This window comes from Moritella yayanosii, assembly GCF_900465055.1.
GTDB classification, from domain to species: Bacteria; Pseudomonadota; Gammaproteobacteria; order Enterobacterales; family Moritellaceae; genus Moritella; species Moritella yayanosii.
In genome coordinates this window covers 1,897,372-1,918,872 of sequence record NZ_LS483250.1, presented here as the reverse complement: position 1 = coordinate 1,918,872, position 21,501 = coordinate 1,897,372, and the positions used below count along the sequence as shown (strand labels likewise).

The 21,501-nt window shown below is 40.7% G+C and carries 18 protein-coding genes and 2 pseudogenes; 14 read left to right on the top strand and 6 right to left on the bottom strand.

The window, feature by feature from the left end; all coding sequences use genetic code 11:
• Nucleotides 1-151: 151 nt before the first annotated feature.
• Together MORIYA_RS08705 and MORIYA_RS08700 are read left to right on the top strand one after the other, a co-directional pair.
• Entirely contained in the window at nucleotides 152-1,123 is a 972-nt protein-coding gene (locus tag MORIYA_RS08705) for a porin (protein ID WP_112714409.1), read from the top strand.
• A 393-nt stretch (nucleotides 1,124-1,516) separates the two neighbouring features.
• Nucleotides 1,517-2,536: a hypothetical protein gene (locus MORIYA_RS08700; RefSeq protein ID WP_112718525.1), complete on the top strand. Its 1,020-nt coding sequence runs from the start codon at nucleotides 1,517-1,519 to the stop codon at nucleotides 2,534-2,536.
• Nucleotides 2,537-2,848: 312 nt separating this feature from the next.
• On the opposite strand, the gene MORIYA_RS08695 is transcribed toward MORIYA_RS08700, so the two are convergent.
• The gene (locus MORIYA_RS08695; protein WP_112714407.1) at nucleotides 2,849-4,441 is read right to left on the bottom strand and encodes an L-lactate permease; all 1,593 of its coding nucleotides are present in this window, start codon (nucleotides 4,439-4,441) and stop codon (nucleotides 2,849-2,851) included.
• 672 nt (nucleotides 4,442-5,113) lie between these two features.
• On the opposite strand from MORIYA_RS08695, the gene MORIYA_RS08690 reads away from it, so the two are divergent.
• The 7 genes from MORIYA_RS08690 (at nucleotide 5,114) to MORIYA_RS08660 (ending at nucleotide 13,397) form a co-directional block, all read left to right on the top strand.
• The gene (locus MORIYA_RS08690; protein WP_269461241.1) at nucleotides 5,114-5,974 is read left to right on the top strand and encodes a (Fe-S)-binding protein; all 861 of its coding nucleotides are present in this window, start codon (nucleotides 5,114-5,116) and stop codon (nucleotides 5,972-5,974) included.
• Nucleotide 5,975: 1 nt separating this feature from the next.
• Entirely contained in the window at nucleotides 5,976-7,475 is a 1,500-nt protein-coding gene (locus MORIYA_RS08685; RefSeq protein WP_112714405.1) for a LutB/LldF family L-lactate oxidation iron-sulfur protein, read from the top strand.
• 2 nt (nucleotides 7,476-7,477) lie between these two features.
• Entirely contained in the window at nucleotides 7,478-8,191 is a 714-nt protein-coding gene (locus MORIYA_RS08680; protein WP_112714403.1) for a LutC/YkgG family protein, read from the top strand.
• A gap of 157 nt (nucleotides 8,192-8,348) precedes the next feature.
• The gene (locus MORIYA_RS08675) at nucleotides 8,349-9,251 is read left to right on the top strand and encodes a LysR family transcriptional regulator (RefSeq protein ID WP_112714401.1); all 903 of its coding nucleotides are present in this window, start codon (nucleotides 8,349-8,351) and stop codon (nucleotides 9,249-9,251) included.
• Between the two features lie 145 nt (nucleotides 9,252-9,396).
• The gene (locus MORIYA_RS08670; RefSeq protein ID WP_112714399.1) at nucleotides 9,397-10,041 is read left to right on the top strand and encodes a LysE family translocator; all 645 of its coding nucleotides are present in this window, start codon (nucleotides 9,397-9,399) and stop codon (nucleotides 10,039-10,041) included.
• Nucleotides 10,042-10,116: 75 nt separating this feature from the next.
• Complete coding sequence (locus MORIYA_RS08665; RefSeq protein WP_232011569.1) at nucleotides 10,117-11,583, top strand: hypothetical protein; 1,467 nt, start codon at nucleotides 10,117-10,119, stop codon at nucleotides 11,581-11,583.
• A gap of 230 nt (nucleotides 11,584-11,813) precedes the next feature.
• Nucleotides 11,814-13,397, top strand: a complete 1,584-nt coding sequence (locus tag MORIYA_RS08660; protein ID WP_112718521.1) for an ABC-F family ATPase — start codon at nucleotides 11,814-11,816, stop codon at nucleotides 13,395-13,397.
• 152 nt (nucleotides 13,398-13,549) lie between these two features.
• Here MORIYA_RS08660 and dcuC read toward each other — a convergent pair.
• Nucleotides 13,550-14,852: pseudogene (gene dcuC, locus MORIYA_RS08655) on the bottom strand (C4-dicarboxylate transporter DcuC).
• Nucleotides 14,853-15,060: 208 nt separating this feature from the next.
• Here dcuC and pepE point away from each other — a divergent pair.
• On the top strand, nucleotides 15,061-15,792 hold the full coding sequence (pepE, locus tag MORIYA_RS08650; RefSeq protein ID WP_112714395.1) for a dipeptidase PepE: 732 nt from the start codon (nucleotides 15,061-15,063) through the stop codon (nucleotides 15,790-15,792).
• A gap of 131 nt (nucleotides 15,793-15,923) precedes the next feature.
• On the opposite strand, the pseudogene MORIYA_RS08645 reads toward pepE, so the two are convergent.
• The 3 genes and pseudogenes from MORIYA_RS08645 to MORIYA_RS08635 form a co-directional block, all read right to left on the bottom strand.
• Nucleotides 15,924-16,481, bottom strand: a pseudogene (locus MORIYA_RS08645) (MFS transporter); the annotation flags it as partial.
• A 302-nt stretch (nucleotides 16,482-16,783) separates the two neighbouring features.
• Nucleotides 16,784-17,818, bottom strand: coding sequence for an IS110 family RNA-guided transposase (locus MORIYA_RS08640; protein WP_112712331.1), 1,035 nt, complete (start codon nucleotides 17,816-17,818; stop codon nucleotides 16,784-16,786).
• A gap of 52 nt (nucleotides 17,819-17,870) precedes the next feature.
• Entirely contained in the window at nucleotides 17,871-18,563 is a 693-nt protein-coding gene (locus MORIYA_RS08635; protein ID WP_331838541.1) for an MFS transporter, read from the bottom strand.
• A 311-nt stretch (nucleotides 18,564-18,874) separates the two neighbouring features.
• Between MORIYA_RS08635 and MORIYA_RS08630 the strand changes: the two genes are divergently transcribed.
• Both MORIYA_RS08630 and MORIYA_RS21335 read left to right on the top strand, forming a co-directional pair.
• A complete protein-coding gene (locus tag MORIYA_RS08630; RefSeq protein WP_232011568.1) occupies nucleotides 18,875-19,543 on the top strand; it encodes a transposase in 669 nt (222 codons plus the stop codon).
• Nucleotides 19,494-19,901 (top strand): RNA-guided endonuclease TnpB family protein, encoded by a 408-nt coding sequence (locus MORIYA_RS21335; RefSeq protein WP_331838540.1) that lies wholly within the window; start codon nucleotides 19,494-19,496, stop codon nucleotides 19,899-19,901. Before MORIYA_RS08630 ends, MORIYA_RS21335 begins: the two co-directional genes overlap by 50 nt.
• A gap of 134 nt (nucleotides 19,902-20,035) precedes the next feature.
• Here the strand turns inward: MORIYA_RS21335 and MORIYA_RS08625 are convergent, their stop codons facing one another.
• Entirely contained in the window at nucleotides 20,036-20,263 is a 228-nt protein-coding gene (locus MORIYA_RS08625) for a hypothetical protein (RefSeq protein WP_232011567.1), read from the bottom strand.
• A 451-nt stretch (nucleotides 20,264-20,714) separates the two neighbouring features.
• Between MORIYA_RS08625 and MORIYA_RS08620 the strand changes: the two genes are divergently transcribed.
• Complete coding sequence (locus MORIYA_RS08620) at nucleotides 20,715-20,912, top strand: helix-turn-helix domain-containing protein (RefSeq protein WP_112714393.1); 198 nt, start codon at nucleotides 20,715-20,717, stop codon at nucleotides 20,910-20,912.
• Entirely contained in the window at nucleotides 20,909-21,499 is a 591-nt protein-coding gene (locus MORIYA_RS08615) for a DUF1819 family protein (RefSeq protein ID WP_112714391.1), read from the top strand. The genes MORIYA_RS08620 and MORIYA_RS08615 overlap by 4 nt, the downstream gene beginning before the upstream one ends.
• The last annotated feature ends 2 nt before the right edge of the window (nucleotides 21,500-21,501 follow it).

The window sequence follows — 21,501 nt, the reverse complement described above, 5'->3', positions numbered from 1 at the left end:
ATATAGTGATTGCAAGTAAGCAAAGCAAGTACACGTACTATAGCTGAGGGTGTCAATGACGCTTATGGATAGCGACGGCGTAAGAACTTGTTTTTAATCTAGAGTTTAAAAAGTTATTTAATTATCGACTAAACTAAATTTGGAATTGTTCATGACAAAAATAAATAAAGCACTATCTCTCACATTAGCAGCCGTTGTCTCTATGCCGACTCTTGCAGAGAACATCAATACCGACGACTTTTCTTTTGGTGGACGTATTGAAGCGAGGGGCGTTCTTGCAGATAGCGATTTTTCAGATGCATCGCGTGTTCGTTTAAACGGCCAAGGTAAGCACGAAATTAATGATGCTATCACTGCGGTTGGTAAATTCGAATTTGAAGTAACTCAAGACGAAGATGCGAGTACCGAAAATGATACTCGTTATTTATACGTTGGTGCTGAGACGGCTTACGGTACAGTAACATACGGTACACAAGATAATGCTGTTACCTATCTGACTAATTTTACCGATATGGCTGAATACTTCAGTGGTTATACCAACGGACACATTACAGCCAGTGATGACCGAGCAGAAGATACGCTCCTTTATAGTGTGACTAAAGGTGATTTAACATTCAATGCATCCGCTAACCTCAAAGCGACGGAGAATGGCGGCGGTGTGATGGTTGCTTATAAATTGCTTCCAAGTGTTGAATTAAGTGCTGGTTATGCAGCAACAGAAGGTTTTGATACAAATTTAAATCCAAATAACATAGCAGGTCTTGATGAGACTGAATCATCAGATGTATACATGATTGGTGCGCGTTATACTAAAGATGGCTTTTTACTTGCTGGCTTAGTACAAACGGGTAGTTATGGTGGTTCTGACTTCGATGCTGTTGATGCATATGCCGCTTATGCATTTGGTAAAAACAATGTAAATGTTTCATATAACTACTACAGTGCCGATGATATAAGCGAGTTAGATATTAACTTCGTAGCATTTGAATATGCCCGCTATATTGATGACGTGGCAGTATATGCAAGTTATAAAATTGCAATCAATAGCGATACTTCAGCAGGTCCTGGCCATAATAATAACAGTGCAGATGAATTTGTCATCGGCGCTCGTTACTCTTTCTAATCTTGGCTAATTAATGCCGAGGTTCATTGAAATTGCCACTCCGACAGAGTGGCGCGTAACTAAAGTTTAGTACATTACTTCTGTCGGTTTCTTAGTCTTGACCGTAGAAGAAAAAAATACATCCTTTATGTAAAATCCCGCTTATTTGCAGTAAGCGGGATTTTTTTGATCTTTAGATAACGGTTTACAGGCGGGGCATGATTGGGGGCTGTGCAGAGATCTAATTTGCATTGCAACCAACTGCGGTTGGTCTTTGATTGACGTTAGATATGACAAACGCTGACAAATTCACGACAACCCCCTTACAAACGCATACCGTTCCTTACCCCAAGTCTCCTTATTTTATGGATAATAGTGTTATCAAATAATTCACTATTAAATAAGAAATTACTTATGAAAAGACTCTCGTTATTGATATTAACAGCGGCACTTGGGTTACAAGGTTGTAATTCTTCAAATGAATCGAAAACAATCACGCCAACAAAACCAGTCGTACCGACAAAGCCAACAATATCAGCGGTACATGAGATAAAGCCAAGTGACGTTGCAAATTATATTGCCGAATTTAAATCGCAGCAATCACGTCTAAAGCTAGTTTTTGATGGTGTTGAGTCAAAGATAAGCCATATTGAAAATACTAAAGATTCTATGATATTGAAATATGATCAAGGCCTGGCTATTTTTGGATATGATTTTGACAATGACGAACCATTACGTTCACTCCAATTACTTGAAGGTGATACGTCAGATTTAGCTAACTTTAAAATTACGCGTACGTTAATGGGCGTTAACATTGAAATAAATGAAGATGATGACACGATGATTTATAGTGGTTCGGTTAAAGATATAGCCACTGGAAATTTATATTTAGTTGATTTATACATTAACGAATCATTACAAGGCGCGGGTGATAGTAAGCTGGTGATTAACGGCAACAAGGCGACATTATCTGGCACCTTAGGTACATCAACATACATTCAGATACAAAACATGATTAATACCACGAGTGTAGATACATTAATACTGAGCAATGTCCCAGGTTCAAAGAATGATGGTATTAATATGCACACCGGACGATTAATTAGAAGTGCCCACTTAACGACGTTTATGCCAAAAAATGGTGAAGCATACTCTGGAGGTGTTGATTTATTTGCCGCGGGTTCGCTGCGTATTTATGAAATGGGTGGCAAGATCGGTGTGCATTCTTGGTGCTGTACTGACGATGGCAAAGATGCTGGCCAATTAAGTAAAAATGATAAAGCCCATGGTGCACAGTTGACTTACTTTAGAGAAATGTTAGGTGATGTAAAAGGACCTGAATTTTACTTTTTTACTATTAACGCTGCACCCGCTAAAGGCATGCATTTAATGACGCCGCAGGAAATGGCGAAATATACATTAACTGCACCTTAGTTATACTTAAGCAGTAGTATGAAATAGCCCCAGTTAGACAGTTAATTGGGGCTTTTTTGACTAGTTAGTTATAAACCAACGATCCATAGTATTATTTATACCTATTATCTATCTGCTGAGTCAATACCCTTTAGATATTGGTTCATCGAATATGACCTTTTCACATCCTTCGCTATTGATTTTGGCAACTTTGTTGAGCGGCATTTGCTATCCTACGACGTTGTTAGGTTTAGCAACCGGTATACTTGTTACATTATATCATCGTGATGGCATGCGTTTTTTATCTACGGCTATTTCCCCTACATATCAATCTTATATAAATGTACTCATTACCGCGGCAATGAGACCGTAAATAATCATTGGAATAACCGTGCGTTTAATGATGTAACCTTCTTTGTTCGAAATACCCAAGATAGTCGATACCGCAATGATGTTGTTAATACAGACCATGTTACCCATAGCGCCACCGACAGATTGCAGTGCCAAGATCGTGGTTTCAGGTAAACCAACTGTGGTTGCGATTGTCTGCTGAATACCACCAAATGTCAGGTTAGATACTGTAGCCGAGCCCGAGAAGAATGCACCCAGTGCGCCAAGGTAAGCAGACGCAAACTGCCAGTTAGTGCCCATCAAATCAGCGAACGCCATACCGATGATTAGGATAGGGGAGTTCTCACCGCCTGCCATCATCAGTTTCACCATGATCAACGCGCCAATCAGGGTAATAAATGGCATTTTGATACGGCTACCAGTTTCAGTGAATACCTGCTTAACCATGCTGCTTTTAAGCTTAAACAGTGGAATAGAGATCAATACCACTAATAAGAACGGAACCAATGCTGGTACATAAAGCGCTTTATAAGCCCAAGCTACGTTAGTACCTAGGATGTTACTTAGTTTGAAGATTAACGCTTGGCTAACACTAAAGTCACCGAAGCCACCCAACGATACCGAAAATGCTTCAGTTGCATCTGTCAGCATAGATTTAATACCAAGCTGTTTAATACGCGTCACAATTAGAATGACAATCAATAGGATCGTAGGCGTCATGGCTTTGAAAATTTCACCACGGCTCACTACTTGTTTAGATGTGTTGCTATCATCAGCACTCGCAGCTACTTTACCTAGACCGACGTTTAACTTGGCTAAACCAATCGAGATAGTCATACCAATCGCGCCACCCACTAACGCAGGGAATTCATAGTTCCATTGTGCGAACAAGAAATACGGGATAGTACACGACAGGGTACTTAATAGAATGAAGACGTAGTTACGACGAATTTCAGTCCAAGATGTGACAAAGCGTAATGCTAATACCGGAATAACAAATGCCGCGAAGAAGTGGATCATCGCTGATTGCTGACCAATTTCAAGTAATGCGGAATCACTTAAACCGAGGTTTGAGAAACCAAACCAAGTTGGCGTTCCTACCGCACCAAACGATACCGGTACCGAGTTCATCACCAGCGCTAACATCGCTACTTGTAATGGTGGGAAACCCAAACCAACTAAGATCGGCGCTGCAATTGCTGCTGGTGTACCAAAACCTGACGCACCTTCAATCATAAAGGCAAACGCCCAACCAATGATCATTAACTGAGCAACTTTATTACGGCTGATGCCTTCTAACCAGCGACTGATAGTATTCTCAGCACCTGATAGACACATCATGCGGTTCATCAAAATTGCCCCGGCAATAATCGATATTGGGGTAATGGCCGACAAGCTGCCCGCGACTACATTTGCCCAGATTAGTGTTAGGTCGGTTTGGAAATAAAAGATTTGCAGTGCTGCCACAAACAACGCCGTTAACGGCAGTGCAATGTACGAGGGTATACCATTCTGTTTGGTCATCATCCAGATAAGGACGAGAATTGGCATCATAGCCAAGATTAGGGATGTCATTGCTACCCACTCCATGTGTGCTCAGGCTATACGTCTATCTGGCTTACGCTGATAGTTATGCATGAGTCTATTTATTATATTGTTTAAATGTATTGTTAATAAAGTACAAGTCAGTAAATTCCTGTGCTTTCTTAAATACCCGTATCGTGTGGGGAATGGATTGTAAGAGCTTAAGCCTCAAACTCCACCCCTCTTTTTAGGTATGCAATTAGGGCTATGGGTAACAAATGTGACATAAATAACAATGTGTAAAACAACGTAAACAAACATATCTATTAAAATCAACGACTTAGTTTAATTGTGATAAATCGTTATAAATGATTGTAGCGGTATTAGAAACAGTGATTGTCATAATGCACGGTAATAAAATGGCGTGTCACTATAGACAAATTAACAGATTGACGCGTTTTGTGTGATGCGGACATTTATTTTGATGAAATTCAACCACGAAAAATAGGGTTTATAGCTTTAAATCCATTATTTCGTCATTTTATTACATGTGAGTATCCTTATTGCCTCTGGCGTGGTAGCTATTCGTTGCTGACTAATTGCACTAAGTTTAAAATGGTTTATTACCGTTAATGTCGAACTTCATTGTTTCCATATCTGATCTAATTATGCCTATCCCAACTCCTCAATTAAAATATAACTTGTTGTTTTAAAGTAATTTGTTTGTTTTTACAAAAAATCAAGATCACACAAACACCGTTATTAAGATATTTACTGGCATTAATCACATTCGTTTTTTGCTGTGCTTGCTTATATCATGCTCCAAAAAATAAGCTCGGTGAGCAAGGTGAGATGATGAAAGTTAATTTTTTTGTAACCTGTCTATGTGATGTCGTTAAATCAAACGTCGCTAAAAAAACAGTGCTATTACTGGAACAGTTAGGTTGCGAAGTTTTATTCCCGAAAGAGCAAGGCTGCTGCGGTCAACCGTCATTGAATAGCGGGTATATAGAATCAAGCAAACCTGCGATGAAATCATTAATTCGTGCCTTTGAAGGTAATGAGTATCCAATCGTCACGCCGGCGGGTTCATGCGCGGCAGCGGTAAAGAAATACCCTGAGTATTTAGCGGATGAGCCAGAATGGGCGGCGCGAGCACAAGCGGTATCGGATCGTTTATTCGAGTTAACCCAGTTCATCGTGAATGAGCTTAAAGTCGAAAATGTTGGCGCGAAGCTAGTAGGTCGGGGTGTTTATCATCCGTCTTGCAGTCTTATTCGTAAGTTAGGTGTGCGTGAGGAACCGCTTAAATTACTGGGTAATGTCGAAGGGCTAGAGCTGGTTGCGATTAAAAACCAAGAAACCTGTTGTGGTTTTGGCGGTACGTTTTCAATCAAGATGGCCGAGATCTCTGGCGAAATGGTGAAAGAAAAAGCAACTCATATTACTGCCGTAACACCCGATTACTTAATTGGTGCTGACGTGAGCTGTCTGATGAATATCGCGGGGCGTTTATCGCGCGAAGGCAAAACCGTGCAAGTCTTGCATATTGTTGATGTGCTCATGAGCCAGGTAGGAGAATAACATGTCGATTAAAACCAGTGATGTGATCTTTAAACAACGAATTAAAGAACAAATGCAAGACGGCTTCATGCGTAAATCGGTAGCCAATGCCCAAGAGCGTATGCTTACCAACCGTCAATTAGCGGCAGACAAACTCGGTAACTGGGATGAGTGGCGTGAAAACGGCATGGAGATCCGTAACCATGTATTAGACAACCTTGATTATTACTTGCATCAGTTAAGTGAAAACGTACAAAAGACCGGTGGTCATGTATTTTTTGCCGAAACCTCGCAACAAGCCACAGACTACATTGAAAACATCATCAAAGAAAAAAACGCCAAAAAAATCGTTAAATCTAAGTCGATGGTGACCGAAGAGATCGGTTTGAACGCAGTCATTCAACGTAACAACTGCGAAGTGATTGAAACCGATTTGGGTGAATACATTTTGCAATTGGATGATTGCGATCCACCCTCACACATTGTCGTACCTGCGTTACATAAAAACCGCGAACAGATCCGCGGCGTATTTGAAGATAAGATTGGTTATACAGGCAGTTCTGATCCGGAAGAGATGACGCGTTTTGTGCGTGAGCATATTCGGCATGATTTTCTGGACGCCGATATCGGTATTACCGGTTGTAACTTTGCAGTCGCAGAATCGGGGTCAATCAGTTTAGTCACCAATGAAGGTAATGCGCGATTGGCAACCTCGTTACCGAAAGTACATATCGCGGTGATGGGTATGGAGCGTATCGTCCCGACCTTTGAAGAACTCGATATCATGGTGAGCTTGTTATGTCGTAGTGCGGTAGGTCTGCCATTAACCGGTTATGTCACCGCTATTACCGGCCCAAGAGAATCGAATGATATGGATGGCGCTGAAGAGTTCCATTTAGTGATTTTAGATAATGGCCGTTCAGACATTTTAGCGTCAGAATTTAAAGATATCTTACGTTGTATTCGTTGCGCGGCGTGTGTGAATACTTGTCCTGCTTATCGCCATATTGGTGGTCAGTCGTACGGCTCTATCTATTCTGGTCCAATCGGTGCGGTACTGTCACCATTACTGGGTGGGTATGAAGATTTCCAAGACTTACCGTATGCGTGTTCGTTATGTCAGGCCTGTAATGATGTGTGTCCGGTGAAAATCCCACTGTCGGATCTGTTATTAAAACACCGTGAAAAAATGGTGGTTCAAAAGATCACGCCATTGGGTGAACGCATGGCGGTATCGGCGTTTAACTATTTAAATGCCAGTCCTAAATTATGGAACATGGGCATGAAGATCGGCGCTAAAGTGGGTGCTAAAGTGATTAAAAATGGCAAGTTACCGATTAATGTTGGCGCGATAGCTGACTGGACGGAAGCCCGCGACCTACCACAACCCGATGGTGAATCATTCCGCAGTTGGTTTGCTAACCGTGATGCCGACACTACTGTTTCAGGTACAGCTGCTGTCACAGGTATAGTTAAAGCAAAAATTAAAGAAAAAATTAAAGCTAACAAGAGTGAGAAATAATCATGCAAGGTAAGATACATAATCGCGATAGCTTTCTGGGTTCATTGGCTAAAAAACTGGGTCGTGAACTCAATACTCAAGGTGTTGAGCGTCCACCGTTACCTCATAATCCGCATCATGATGTGATGGCGGATTTTAGTCAGCAGCAACTTGCAGATGTGTTTTTAGAATACACGAAAACTAATTTAAACTCGTTGGGTGTTAGCTGTAATAAAGAGGAGTTGAGCGAAACCTTAACCAGTATTTGTACTGGTTTTAATGCCGGTAAAATTGTGGTATCGGGTGATCGCCGTTTAGCTGAATTACAAGTAACGAATAATCTTAAACTGCAATTTGATGATGTTTATACTTGGGATACAGACCAAGCACATGACATTAATATCAAGCAAGCAGAGCAGGCAAAAGTCGGTATTGTGTTTGCCGAACAGGCATTAGCAGAGTCGGGGACGATGGTATTGTACAGCGCAGCTTCTTATGGTCGTTCGGTGAGCTTGTTACCCGAAACATCGGTGTTCTTGATCCCGCAAAGCCAGATTGTGCCACGTATGACCCAAGCCACTAAACGGTTACATGATAAAGCCCAAGCGGGTGAGCGTTTACCGTCTTGTATTAACTTTATCTCGGGTCCAAGCTCAACCGCCGATATTGAATTAATCAAGGTGATTGGTGTGCATGGACCTATTCATGCCGCTTATGTTGTGATCGCTGATATGTAATAGAACACGACTCTGCCTTCCTTCGGCCAACGCGAAAGAAGGCATTCTCGGTGTTATAAAATTCGAAATATCCTCTCCTTTAGGTTTGCTGATTGTGCATATTGAAGTAGCTTGGGTATAATTATAAATATTCCCAAAAAAAATAGCTGAGAATTGAATGCCGCAAATTGATGATTTAGTGTTATTTACCCAAGTAATAGAACAAGGGTCGTTTAGTAAAGTTGCACAGACGAACAAGGTCACTAAGTCTGTGGTGAGTAAACGTATCAGTCGATTAGAAGAAGACCTTGGCGTACAGCTAATTTTCCGAACCACCCGCAAACTGACCTTAACCGAAGCGGGCGAGATGTTATTTTATCGCGCTAAAGGCATAGCCCAAACCGCGAAAAATGCCTTTGATACCGTGACCAGTTACAGCGAAACCTTAGCGGGACATATTAAGATGTCAGTACCGACTATCTCGGGCGAGTTGTTATTAGCCAGAGCCGTAGCTGAGTTCTGTGAAAAACATCCGGGACTCACGGTTGATATGTCGATGAATAATGACTTTGTCGATCTAGTGGCTGATGGTTATGACTTGGTGATCCGCACCGGCCATTTAGAAGACTCAAGCCTGATCGCGCGTCATATCTTTAATTCGCGTTGGATGATCTGCGCCAGTCCTGAGTATCTTGCGCAGCAAGGTGAACCGCAATTCCCCGAACAGCTAGTACCATACAATTGCTTAGGTTATACCTGCCAAACCAATGGTGCTTTCAACTGGTTATTTACCCGTGACGATGCCACGTATAACGTTAAAGTATCGGGTAATTTTAGTTCTAACAATGCCGTTGCACTTAAGCAAGCTGCGTTGGCAGGGAAGGGCTTAGCTTACCTACCAAAATGTTTGGTCTACAACGAACTTGATAATGGCAAGCTGGTGGAAGTCTTGTCACAGCAAACAGCGAAAGTGATTGGTATTTATGCGGTGTATCCGTATACCCGTAAACCAGCGAAAAAAGTGCAGCTGTTAATTGAACACATTCGCAGCTGTTATCTGGACATGAAAGAAAACTTTTAATCGCTTACTACTTTACATTTTTAGCGCGAACGATTAGCACCTGCTTCGCGCATAGCGGTTGATTTCGCTTGTTAGTTAAAAAGTAGATGAAAATATCGCTAGTTGTATTACAATCCAGTTCCTTTTTTTGTAATGCGAACCTTTCATGATTGATTTAGCTATTCTACCTATGTATTTAACTGCTGTTGTAGCGTTATTACTGATCCCTGGCCCTGACATGTTATTAATTGCCAGCTCAAGCTTAAGTTATGGCCGCAAGGTAGGGTTCTTTGCTAGTTTAGGGAATGCCACATCAGGTATTATCTTAACGTTATTAGCGGCTATGGGTGTGTCTGCGATGATCGCCATGAGCCCGATGGCACTTAAAGCGTTGCATTTAGTGGGTGGTTTATATTTATTAAAAATGGGTTGGGATTGTTTACGTACCAGCTCAGTCGTGGTGCCTGAAATAGATCAAACCAGCAAAATGGCGCGTTCACTGTACCGTAAAGCGGTATTCAGTAACTTATTAAACCCTAAAGCCTTATTGTTCTTTGTGTTGTTCCTACCACAGTTTGTATCATCAAATATCGAGACTTCTTCAGGTGAACAAATGCTGGCGCTAGGCTTACTGCTTAATGTGTTAGGTTTAATGTTTAACTTACTGCTAGTAGTGACTGTTGGTACCTTAGGTAAATCATTATTAACCAACGAACGTTTCCATATCTACCAACATAAAATCATGGGTTCGGTATTCGTATTACTTGGTGCTGGGCTGTTATTCTCGCAAGTACCAGCTGCTGTGGCCTAAGGAAAATTAACCGCTATACTTACCAAATAGATGATGAGAGGGACCTTATCTTCATTTTCATTGTGAGTTATGCCTATGCCCTCCGTTAACATTAATTTTATTGTCATCTCCAGCCTTGCCATGTTTCCTATTCATACCGCGTTTTCAGCCCCTAACCCAAACGCGGGGCTTAACCCACATCATGCTCGTGTTATACAGCATTGGGATAATTCACGACGCAATGCGGCGATCCCCAGAGACTTACTTATCGATCCTCGTGGGCGAGGCTATATGCGAGTTAAGCAGGGTGAATTAACGCCTTATGGTCATACCGTTGAGCCATTAGCAGGAAAACCAAAGCGTAATGAGGATAGCACCGCGCCATTGATCTCAGATATGTCACCTAGTGGTGGCGTACTTGATACCACCATTACATTTAATGCGACGGTAACCGATAATGTTGCCGTATCACAGGTTGATTTTTACATCACTGGTCCGACGGCTAATCCGAGTAGTTACAGTTTTGCTGCGAGTGCATCCAATGGCGATGTTTGGACCTCGACGATCCAAGATTTTACCGATGGTGGATGGTGCTGGTACGTGACCGCGAAAGATACCGCTAAACGTGGAGGCAATCGAAGTACATCTCAAGAAGCATGCCTTGATGTCGATGCTGGCGGTAATGCCATTGAGCCGCCTGCCACGGACGATATAGTTGTGAATGGTAATTGGAGTATTAGTGCGCAAAATATCAGTGCTGATGTGCAATGGGCTGCAGGACGTATCTATTTTGAAATGCCAGCCAACAAACGAAAAAGACAGTGGAACGGTTATGTATGTTCAGGTACGGCGGTTAAAGATACCACCACTGGCCGCTCACTCATTTTGACCGCGGCACATTGTGTTTATGACGATGCCAATAAAGCCTTTGCCCGTAACGTGTTGTTTATACCAAATCAAAGTGATTCCGGTACAGGTACTGATACCAATTGTAGTAACGATGTGATTGGTTGTTGGAGTACTGAATTTGGTATTGTCGATAGACGTTGGACACAGACGACGTTCCCTAACAATATCGAATGGGATCATGCTTATTATGTTGTCAATGATACGGGGGCACATAGTGGTGCTAGTGCCAGCTCTGACATTCTAGCGAACGCTGTACCGGCGTTAAGCATTAACTTTGTTGCTGCTCGACATGATGAAGGGGACGGCACCAGTAGTGCGGTTGATCATAGCTATGGCTTAGGTTACTCCTATGCCGATGATCCGCACTTTATGTATTGTGCTGAAGGCATGACAACCGAAGGTGCGGTCAATTGGTGGTTACCAAGTTGTGGTTTATCAGGTGGAGCTTCGGGTGGACCTTGGTTACAGCATAATGGTACTGACGTTTGGGATATCATTTCGGTTAACTCTTGGGGTTATACCACAAGTCCCGGTATGGCAGGACCAAAATTGGATAATGCAACAGGGCAGTGCTTATACAGCAAAGCGGACTCAGGTGCAGAGCCAAGCTCATTGAGTGATGGTAACGCCGGTATTATTACCGATTGCCCATAATAGGATGAACGATATTTACTCTAACAAAGAAGTGATAAAGGATTATTGCTTCTTTGCATATCATCAAATTGCCACCTTTTAAAAATAAATTCCAGTTATCCCCATCACTTTTAAATCCTTTTAATTTTACCAATCAGACTACGTGATTTACGTCACATAAGATGCTACACTCCGCCAACTTAAAATTCAGTAATTTATATTTAGTCCATTTTTGGACAGGAGCGTTCCCCATCATTAGCACAGCCAATATTACAATGCAGTTCGGTGCCAAGCCACTTTTCGAAAATATCTCAGTTAAGTTCGGTGGCGGTAATCGTTACGGTTTAATCGGTGCTAACGGTTGTGGTAAATCAACATTCATGAAAATTCTAGGCGGCGATTTAGATCAAAGCTCTGGTAACGTGAAGCTTGATGAAAACGAACGTCTAGGTAAATTAAGTCAGGATCAATTCGCATTCGAAAACAATACTGTACTTGATACAGTGATCATGGGCCACGCAGAAATGTGGGCAGTGAAAGAAGAACGTGACGCAATTTATGCTAACCCAGAAATGACTGAAGCAGATGGTATGCGTGTTGGCGATCTAGAAAGTGAATTCGCAGAGATGGACGGCTACACAGCTGAATCTCGTGCGGGTGAACTACTCATCGGTGTTGGTATCCCAGTAGAACTACACTACGGCCTAATGAGCGAAGTTGCTCCAGGTTGGAAACTACGTGTACTACTAGCACAAGCACTGTTCTCTGATCCAGATATCTTACTACTTGACGAACCAACGAATAACTTGGATATCGCCACGATTGACTGGTTAGAAGAAACACTAAACGCACGTCAAAGCACAATGGTAATCATCTCGCATGATCGTCATTTCTTAAACAGTGTTTGTACTCACATGGCTGATCTAGATTTCGGTGAATTACGTGTTTACCCAGGTAACTACGATGATTACATGTTTGCTTCTGCATTAGCGCGTGAGCAACTACTAACAAGCAACTCGAAAAAAGAAGCGCAAATTACAGAGCTTAAAGCATTCGTTGCTCGTTTCTCTGCAAACGCTTCTAAAGCAAAACAAGCATCATCACGTGCTAAACGTCTTGATAAAATTGAGCTTGATGAAATTAAAGTATCTAGCCGTCAAACGCCATTCATTCGTTTCGAGCAAGAAAAACAGCTTTACCGTAATGCATTAGAAATTCAAGACCTAACAAAAGGCTTTGATGATGGCCCATTATTCTCTAACTTCAAGACTATGGTCGAAGTTGGCGAGCGTATTGCAATTATCGGTACTAATGGTGTTGGTAAAACAACATTAATGCGTATGTTAGTAGACGAACTTACTCCAGATTCGGGTGAGTACAAATGGTCTGAAAACGTAAACATCGCTTATTATGCACAGGATCACGAATCATACTTCGAAGAAGATATGACGCTAATGGAGTGGATGAATCAGTGGAAAGAAAAAGGCGATGACGATCAAACTGTTCGTGGTTTCCTTGGTCGTTTACTATTCTCTAATGATGATATTAGCAAGAAAGTAAGTGTACTATCTGGTGGTGAAAAAGGCCGTATGCTTTACGGTAAATTAATGATGCAAAAACCGAATGTATTATTAATGGATGAACCAACGAACCACATGGATATGGAATCAATCGAAGCATTGAACATGGCTCTTGAGAAATATGAAGGTACATTACTGTTCATCTCTCATGACCGTGAGTTTGTATCTACAGTTGCGACACGTATCTGGGATATCACGCCAGAAGGTATCATTGATTTCGACGGTACTTACGAAGAATATATCGCAAGCAAATAATGAGTTGTATTTAGTGCTAACAAAGCGCTGAAGAAAATATTAAAAAGCCAGTCACGAGCAATCGTCACTGGCTTTTTAATTGCTTCTTTAACGCAGTTAATAGCCACGCGATAGCGATTAGCCACTTTTTGGTATCGTGCGTAAAGTGATGATTAAAATTGAAGAATACTAACAAATATAGAGATAATGATACCCCCCATCATTGGCACTGCTGTTCGTTTCGCGAGATCAAATGGTGAAACATCTGCCACGCCTGCAATAGCAACCATATTTGGAGCGATAGGAGAGATGTTCCGACTCATGCCCGCTACAAATTGCATCGGTAGCAACATCATTACTGGTGCGATCCCCATTTTACCAGCTATATCAGGCACTAGATTTGCGAATGAGAAAAATGCTGTATTTCCGGAACCCATTAAGATCGCAGAAACCATAATGATCAATACCATCACAATGGTCATCATAATGGGGCTAAAACCCGCATGTTCAGCCGCATTAACGATAACATCGATTGCCCCAATTGATTTTAAGCCTTGTGCAAAAGTCTGACCAGCAACGATAAAGGTCACAACGTTAGCAAATTGACGCCCCATGCCATCAAAAAATATCTGTATAGAGTCAACCACTTCTTTTGCATTATCTCTTCTTACAAATTCAAAAATCAAAGAGATCACAATTGAAATTAACATTGCCGTGGTTACGTCCATCTTTACAGTATCAATCATCAATTTACTGAAGGTAAAGATAAGCACAAGCGGAATAACAGGTAAGATAGAATAAATAACTGGCACTTTGTTATCTGAGTTCTCTGTTTGAGTATCTTCCGCTAAATGGAGATGTTCACTCGCTATATGTCCCGATTTTACATCAAAATACTTTTGTACCAATACCTGCAATACTGCGATTACAATTAATGCTGCTGCGACTGGTATTTGGTAGTTAACAACGTAGTCCACCACATCTATACCAATGATCTCGGCGGCAAAACTTACATTACCTTGTGCTGGCCCCATTTCCACGGCAACGGCTGTTGCTATCGGTGCACAAGCTGAAAGAGGGCTTAAGCCTACGCTTCTCATTAATGCACATCAAACACATCGCCATAAACAGGTACGGCATATGTTTGATGTGTATTAACGGACGAGTCAAAACACGAACGAGTGATTCTGAAGCACCTATTTCGTGCATATAAAATGCAAAACCAGCAATGGCCATGATCTTTAAACCAAGCCCTGCACTTTGAGTCGAGAAAGTGATCTTAATAAACTGAAATACATCCAACCACTTTGAACCTGTGGATACTTCTGCTGGTAATGGCAAACCTTGATTTATCAGCATTGCTGATACCATTAATACTATTCCTCCCGCTATTAGTATAACTTGAGCTTTATACCCCTTTAAAACAAAAATTGCGACAATGATAGTCACAAATAACGCAATGATGATGGACCACATATACACCTCTACAATAATGCTAGTGAATTATATTTTGTCATAAAAAAACATGGCCATACTACCACTTTATGGTTATATTTCTTATGTGAGTCTTATCACATAAGAAATGCTATTTTTATTTTAAAATTAGCCATAACGAATAATAAGGCGAAATGATTGATCTGAATACGAAACTAAGTGTGGTCTAACTATAACAGAGGACATATATATGAATATCATGCTCTTTAGCAATGGTAAACTAGCAGATAATACCAAAATTCTTGAGTACGGCTTCGACTGGATCAAAGAGGTTATCTCTAAGACAAAGGCGAAGAAATTAGTGTTTATTCCCTACGCTGTTATCAGGGAGGATCACAAGACTAGAACTCAGGCTGTACAGCAAAGTTTTAGTCAATTTGGTTGTGAGGTAATAAATATAGAAGATCAAGATGATCCAGTTAAAGCAATAGAAGAAGCCGATGGTATATTGGTCAGCGGCGGAAATACTTGGGTTTTAAATAAAAAATTACACGATCTTGGTTTAATTGGACCCATTAGAAAGGCTGTCTTAAAGAAAGATAAACTATATATAGGATGGAGCGCAGGATCAAATATTGGGGCTCCAACGATAAGGACTACAAATGATATGCCAATAGTGACGGCTGCAATCTTGCCATCATTAAATCTCGTACCATTTCAGATAAATCCTCATTATATAGAAGCCAGTTTAGAGGGACACATGGGAGAGACAAGAGATGAGCGGATTTTAGAATTTTTGGTGGTCAATCCTCATGAAATTGTAGTTGCCATACCTGAAGGCAGTGTATTGCAGATAGATGGCTCATCACTTAGCTATAAAACGACAAATAAAAAGCCATTCAAATTATTTAAGAGTGGAAATGTACATCAATACATAACAGCAGATCAAGACATCGATTTTTTGATGGATCACTCGTACTAGACCATATAAAAGCCGACTAATGGTTCTAATTATCGGTAATCCGGCTACGGCTGTTCCTGGATCGGTCAGGAACGCCTGAATATAATCGTTAGAAGAGGTTGAATATGGTTTTGGTCAAATTAAATGTTTATTTAGCCACGATTTGATTGATCTTCTAGATGATTAGTCGCTACAAATTGGCTTAAGATTAACGATAATGCAGCAATCGTCGCACCTGCGTAGAATACTAACGATGGGTTGTATAACCAGATCATGCCGAAAATAACGGGGATAACCACCGCGGCAATATGATTAATTGAGAAACTCACGCCCATGCTGCCAGCGATATCTTTCGGGTCGGCAATTTTTTGGAAATAGGTTTTGAGTGCAATCGCCATGGCAAAGAATAGATGGTCAACGACATACAGTACCGCGGCAAGCTCTGCCGTTTCCACTAAGGCATAACCAATAAACACCAAGATAAGTCCGCTGTATTCCAATGTTAACGCACGACGTTCACCTACGCGTCCAATCCACGCGCCGATCTTAGGGCCTAAATACAGATTGATGACATGGTTAAGCATGAAGAGTGCTGTGATCTCAGTAACGCCGTAGCCAAATTTTTCCACCATTAAAAATCCAGCGAAGACCACGAAGATCTGTCTGCGAGCCCCGGATAGAAACGTCAGTAAATAATACAAACTGTAGCGTGTATGGACACAACCTCTATTGCAAGTAAAATTTCAATGAAAATGAAGGTATGACTGCTCACGTGTATTCGGTTTCTTAAATAATGCTTTTATTTAGCATCGAACCTCAATGGCTTCATTCGCACACTAGATCCCAATCGCTTACACGAGTTATTAACTCTTCGCTCAGTTAGGGTTTTTCTAGTGATGGTTTAACCTATTTTCCATCTCTCTTTTACTTTTGCAATTTTTAAATAATGTGCTTACTATTTGTAACCTAAGTATTACCTACAACTTCGAATATGAAAATTATTTTAATACAATCAACCAGCGGCCAATGTTTCTGTGTATTCGGTGTCGTTAGCAACTAACGCCCATGAAATTCGTGCTAATTTGTTAGCAAGTGCAACGATAACAACATTAGGGTGTTTTTTTTCACTCAAGTGTTTTATCCATAAACTTAAAGGGTCTGTCTTATCTTTGACATGACGAAAAGCTGCTCTAGCGCCATGAACTAATAATTTTCTTAAATAACCATCACCTCGCTTACTAATGCCGAGTAAATTAGCACGCCCACCTGTGCTGTATTGCCTAGGAACCAAGCCTAAAGATGCTGCAAAATCTCTGCCTTTCTTAAAGTGCTTACCATCACCAAGTGCCATTAACAATGCACTACAGACCAAAGGACCAATCCCGATAATTTTCATCAACTTTTTTCCTATGGGATTAGTTGCAACATTATTTTTAATTTGTGCTGTCAGTAAATCAATTCTTTCATCTACAAGAATTAAATCTTCCTGGAGCGTGAGCAACAAAGCCCTAAAATCAAATGTTAAACCGTTGTCGGATTCTTCTAACCACATTGGTATCGCTTTTCGTAAATAAGCGATACCAATAGGCGCTACAATGCCGTATTCACTGACGAGCCCTCTGATTTGGTTTGATTTTGCAGTTCTGTGGCAAATTAATTCTTCACGAACACGATGCTTAGATTGAATATCTTGTTGCTCAACTGTTTTTATATTAACAAAGCGCATATTAGGTCGGCTGATTGCTTCACAAATGGCTTCAGCGTCAACTTTGTCATTTTTGTTTGTTTTAACATAAGGTTTAACAAATTGAGCGGCTATTAATTTAACACTGTAACCAAGTGCTGTGAGCTCTCTTGCCCAATAATTAGCTGAACCACAAGCTTCCATGCCGATTACCGCGGTTGTTGGTACTCGTTTCACAATCGCCTTCAACCAAGTGGTGCGATTGTATTTTCCTTGCCAAACTATTGTTTCATTCTCATCAATAGCATGAATATGAAACACGTTTTTTGCCAAATCAACACCAACTCTAATTATATTTTTCATAATATGTCACCTATGATAAATAAAATTCACCTGCTTACAGCCTACACCATAATCAACAGCGCGAAAGGGTGAGGCGGTGTCCATTCCATTGCTTACGCAAGATGAGTTTTTTATGTTGTACATGCGTGTTTTCGGTTTTAGGCTTATGGGTTGCTAACCACGCGGTGATAGCTAACCCGAGTGATCCACAGACCATGTATACAGTGATGTAGTCAGTATCAAACACACTAAATGCTAGCCAAATACCGGCGAAGGTACAGAGCGCTGCAAATGATTTAATCGCTAACAGACGGCCTAGCAGTGCAGGTGCTTCGGCTTTACTAAACCATTGCAGGCTTAATGATTGGTTGATGGTCTCGTAATAATGGAAACCTATCGACATCAGCACTGTGGTGGCATACAAGCCATAAACAGACGGGAAGAAACCCGTTATCGCCACCCCTATGCATAATAACGACAAGGCGATAATGGCCAAGACTTGTTCTGTTAATACCAGCAATATAAACGCAGCCGTGAAAGCCAGTAAACCCGGTATTTCACGTATCGATTGCAGCGTGCCAATTTCAGCCCCGGTAAACGCAGCATTCTCGATAGCAAAGTTATTTAGCAGGGCATTCCAGGCGGAAAAGGTCATGGTCATGACTATGCCGGCAAGGGCGAGAAACACAAATGGACTTTCTTTAGAGGGTAATTTGGAAAATAATTGAGAAAATAGTTTAGAGCGTGATTTGGATTGTGCTTTCATTACATCGACTGCTAATTGACTGAAGGACAGTTAGATTAGCATTATTAGTGGGTAAATAAAAAGGTCATCATTTTATAGTGATGACCTTTATTATCGAACTAACCGTAATTTAAATTGGTTAGTTATTCCATTGTTCTTTTTTACTTTACTTTATCATCTTTGACGTAAAACCCCGTCATTTATGTCGGGAATGTAAGTCGTTATTGCGAAGCAATAAGCGCTCTGGCTTTTATTCTGTTGACATACAAAGTGACAAGGTCTAAATTTAGAACTTGATACTGGAATTATATACAGTTAATTAAGGTGTTATTTTGAAGTTAATCGCGTACAAATACAGATTTTACCCGAATAACGAGCAAGCAGTCATGCTTTCTCAGACATTTGGTTGTGTGCGTGTCGCTTATAATTCAGCATTGGCGTTTTCTAAAGCGCAGTATGAACTAGGCAATAAAACCAATTATAACGATTGGAGTAAGAACCTCACTCAGCTTAAAAAGAACCCCGACCTTTTGTGGCTGAAAGACATATCAAGCGTGCCTTTGCAACAGGCGTTAAAACACCTTAACAAAGGTTTTCAGTCCTTTTTTAAGTCAGGGTTTGGTTACCCTAAATTTAAATCAAAGCATAATTATCAATCAGCCAGTTACATGAGTAACGGGTTCAAATGGGATGCAGATAAACAATCATTATTACTCGCTAAAATGAAGCAACCGCTTAAAATAAAGTGGTCGCGCTACTTCACTGGAAAACCAAGTTCACTTACCGTATCCAAGACTAAATCAGGTAAGTATTTTGTTTCAATATTAGTGAAAGAAGCGATAAAACAGCTGCCGATTGTTAATAAAACGGTCGGTGTCGATGTTGGCATTAAAGATTTAGCGATCTGCTCGGATGGCGTTAAATTTAACAACCCGCGCTTAATAAATCGATATGCGAAAAAACTCGCTAAGGCTTCACGAAAAGATAGCGAATTCCCGTAGAGACTTTACGCATAAAATGACGTCGACACTTATAAACGAAAACCAAGTGATAGGGATCGAGTCATTGAAAGTCAAAAATATGGTGAAAAATCGCAAGTTGGCAAAGCATCTCCATGATGCTAATTTCGGTGAAATAGCAAGGCAGTTAGAATATAAGGCTGATTGGTACGGGCGTAAATTATCAGCTATTAGCCAGTGGTTTCCTTCGTCTAAAATGTGCAGCGAGTGTGGAGCGTTATACGCTGGGCAGTGGTCATTAGCGATCAGGACGTGGACTTGCGCATGCGGCGCTGTTCACGATAGAGATCATAATGCTGCTATCAATATCCATAAAGAGGGATTAAGACTAGCAGCTTAAATAATTTGTGGCGGTAGGTAGTACCGACACGTTAAATGCTTGTAAGAGGTTTTAGAAGACTAACGCAATTTAATATTGCAATGCCTAAACCGTAGACGACAAGAATCCCCTTGCTTCAGCTAGGGGAACTTCAATTACTTAGTTTCTTCAGTAAAGAAGTCGTTATATAACATGTATAGATGAGCAGCACTCCAAGATAAATTTGGTGCGCCTTGTTGTTCACCTGTTAGTGGGTTGTAGGTCTCACGGATTGGACCGTCTTGCACTAGGCCATCAGCGTTATCGAAGAAAGCAGTTGCCACCTCGACTGCATCTTCGCGGTAACGGTATTTTTCCATGCCTTTTAAGCGATGATCGAGCATGGCGGCGATCCATTGATTTCATACAAGCATCCGGTAACTAATGAAGATATTAATTGTTTAGCAATAGCAGAGGCTTTTGGATCTAGAAATATTCAGCGTTATTTAATCAATAAATATGAATAAACGGCAGATGTTCATTATTTTTTCGTTTACAAGCTATAGATAAAAATGAATCAGTGCCGCTCAATATTTATAGTGCAGCAAGGCTTAGAAATATCTCCGTACATTTTGTTAGTTACGAAAAGTCGGACATCAAGGATCTTTAACACACAATAACGTACATATAAAGTGACAGTAATTGAAAATAATTAAGGATGATAATAGCTATCACAGCTTCTAATGCATACTTAAGTTAACCTATTCATACTTATGCCTACCAAACCCGATTTACATGTCCTTAATTACATGGCATAGTCGCGGTTGTTTATAAATTATTTTATTGGTGGAAATCATGACTGAGCGTTGGCTTTCTGTCGAGGAAATTGCAGGTTATTTAGGTGTTAGTAAAGACACAATTTACGCATGGCGTGATAAGAAAGGCTTACCTGCACATCGCATCGGTCGCTTTTGGAAGTTCAAGGCTATTGAAGTAGATGAATGGGTTATAAGTGGAAGTGCTTCCGAGTCGTCGGAAGGGAGTCGTAAATGAGTGATACCAAATACAAGCTGTCACTTACATTAAGACCAGCATTAATTCATGAAAGTAGATTAGTAGCAGAGCAATACACTCACCTTAAAGATTGGAAGTTGGTTCGTGACGAAGTTTTAAAAAATAATCTTTTACAAGCTCGAACCGAGAGTACATCCCGCACAATATACGGTGAGGTTTCTAAACGTCTCAAAAATTTAACTGATGATGAATTGTCGCTAATGACCACATCAGATTCAGACGCTAAGCAATTGGTTTGGCTGGCTATCTGTCGTCAATACTTATTTACATATCAATTTGCCATTGAGGTTTTGTCTGAGCATTTCACTAAGAGTAGATTCCAATTGTATACAGAAGATTATAATGCTTTTTTTAACGCTAAAGCAGAATGGCACAGTAATCTAGACAACATTACTCAACAATCAAGATACAAAGCCCAGCAAACTATGTTCAAAATGTTAGCCGAGTGCGGGTTAGTAAACAAAGACAAAGAACTATTGCATCAAAACCTTTCTCCTCAACTAAGAGAATTGATCCAGTTAACAAATATTGATGATATGAGAATTTACCCTGGAGCAGAGTTTTAATC

Coding starts and splice junctions, on each gene's coding strand:
- MORIYA_RS08685 (WP_112714405.1), top strand. CDS start 5,976: ATGTCGATTAAAACCAGTGATGTGATCTTTAAACAACGAATTAAAGAA.
- MORIYA_RS08700 (WP_112718525.1), top strand. CDS start 1,517: ATGAAAAGACTCTCGTTATTGATATTAACAGCGGCACTTGGGTTACAA.
- MORIYA_RS08615 (WP_112714391.1), top strand. CDS start 20,909: ATGAGTGATACCAAATACAAGCTGTCACTTACATTAAGACCAGCATTA.
- MORIYA_RS08695 (WP_112714407.1), bottom strand. CDS start 4,441: ATGACATCCCTAATCTTGGCTATGATGCCAATTCTCGTCCTTATCTGG.
- MORIYA_RS08680 (WP_112714403.1), top strand. CDS start 7,478: ATGCAAGGTAAGATACATAATCGCGATAGCTTTCTGGGTTCATTGGCT.
- MORIYA_RS08620 (WP_112714393.1), top strand. CDS start 20,715: ATGACTGAGCGTTGGCTTTCTGTCGAGGAAATTGCAGGTTATTTAGGT.
- MORIYA_RS08625 (WP_232011567.1), bottom strand. CDS start 20,263: ATGCTCGATCATCGCTTAAAAGGCATGGAAAAATACCGTTACCGCGAA.
- pepE (WP_112714395.1), top strand. CDS start 15,061: ATGAATATCATGCTCTTTAGCAATGGTAAACTAGCAGATAATACCAAA.
- MORIYA_RS08635 (WP_331838541.1), bottom strand. CDS start 18,563: ATGAAAGCACAATCCAAATCACGCTCTAAACTATTTTCTCAATTATTT.
- MORIYA_RS08640 (WP_112712331.1), bottom strand. CDS start 17,818: ATGAAAAATATAATTAGAGTTGGTGTTGATTTGGCAAAAAACGTGTTT.
- MORIYA_RS08665 (WP_232011569.1), top strand. CDS start 10,117: ATGCCCTCCGTTAACATTAATTTTATTGTCATCTCCAGCCTTGCCATG.
- MORIYA_RS21335 (WP_331838540.1), top strand. CDS start 19,494: ATGCGAAAAAACTCGCTAAGGCTTCACGAAAAGATAGCGAATTCCCGT.
- MORIYA_RS08675 (WP_112714401.1), top strand. CDS start 8,349: ATGCCGCAAATTGATGATTTAGTGTTATTTACCCAAGTAATAGAACAA.
- MORIYA_RS08670 (WP_112714399.1), top strand. CDS start 9,397: ATGATTGATTTAGCTATTCTACCTATGTATTTAACTGCTGTTGTAGCG.
- MORIYA_RS08705 (WP_112714409.1), top strand. CDS start 152: ATGACAAAAATAAATAAAGCACTATCTCTCACATTAGCAGCCGTTGTC.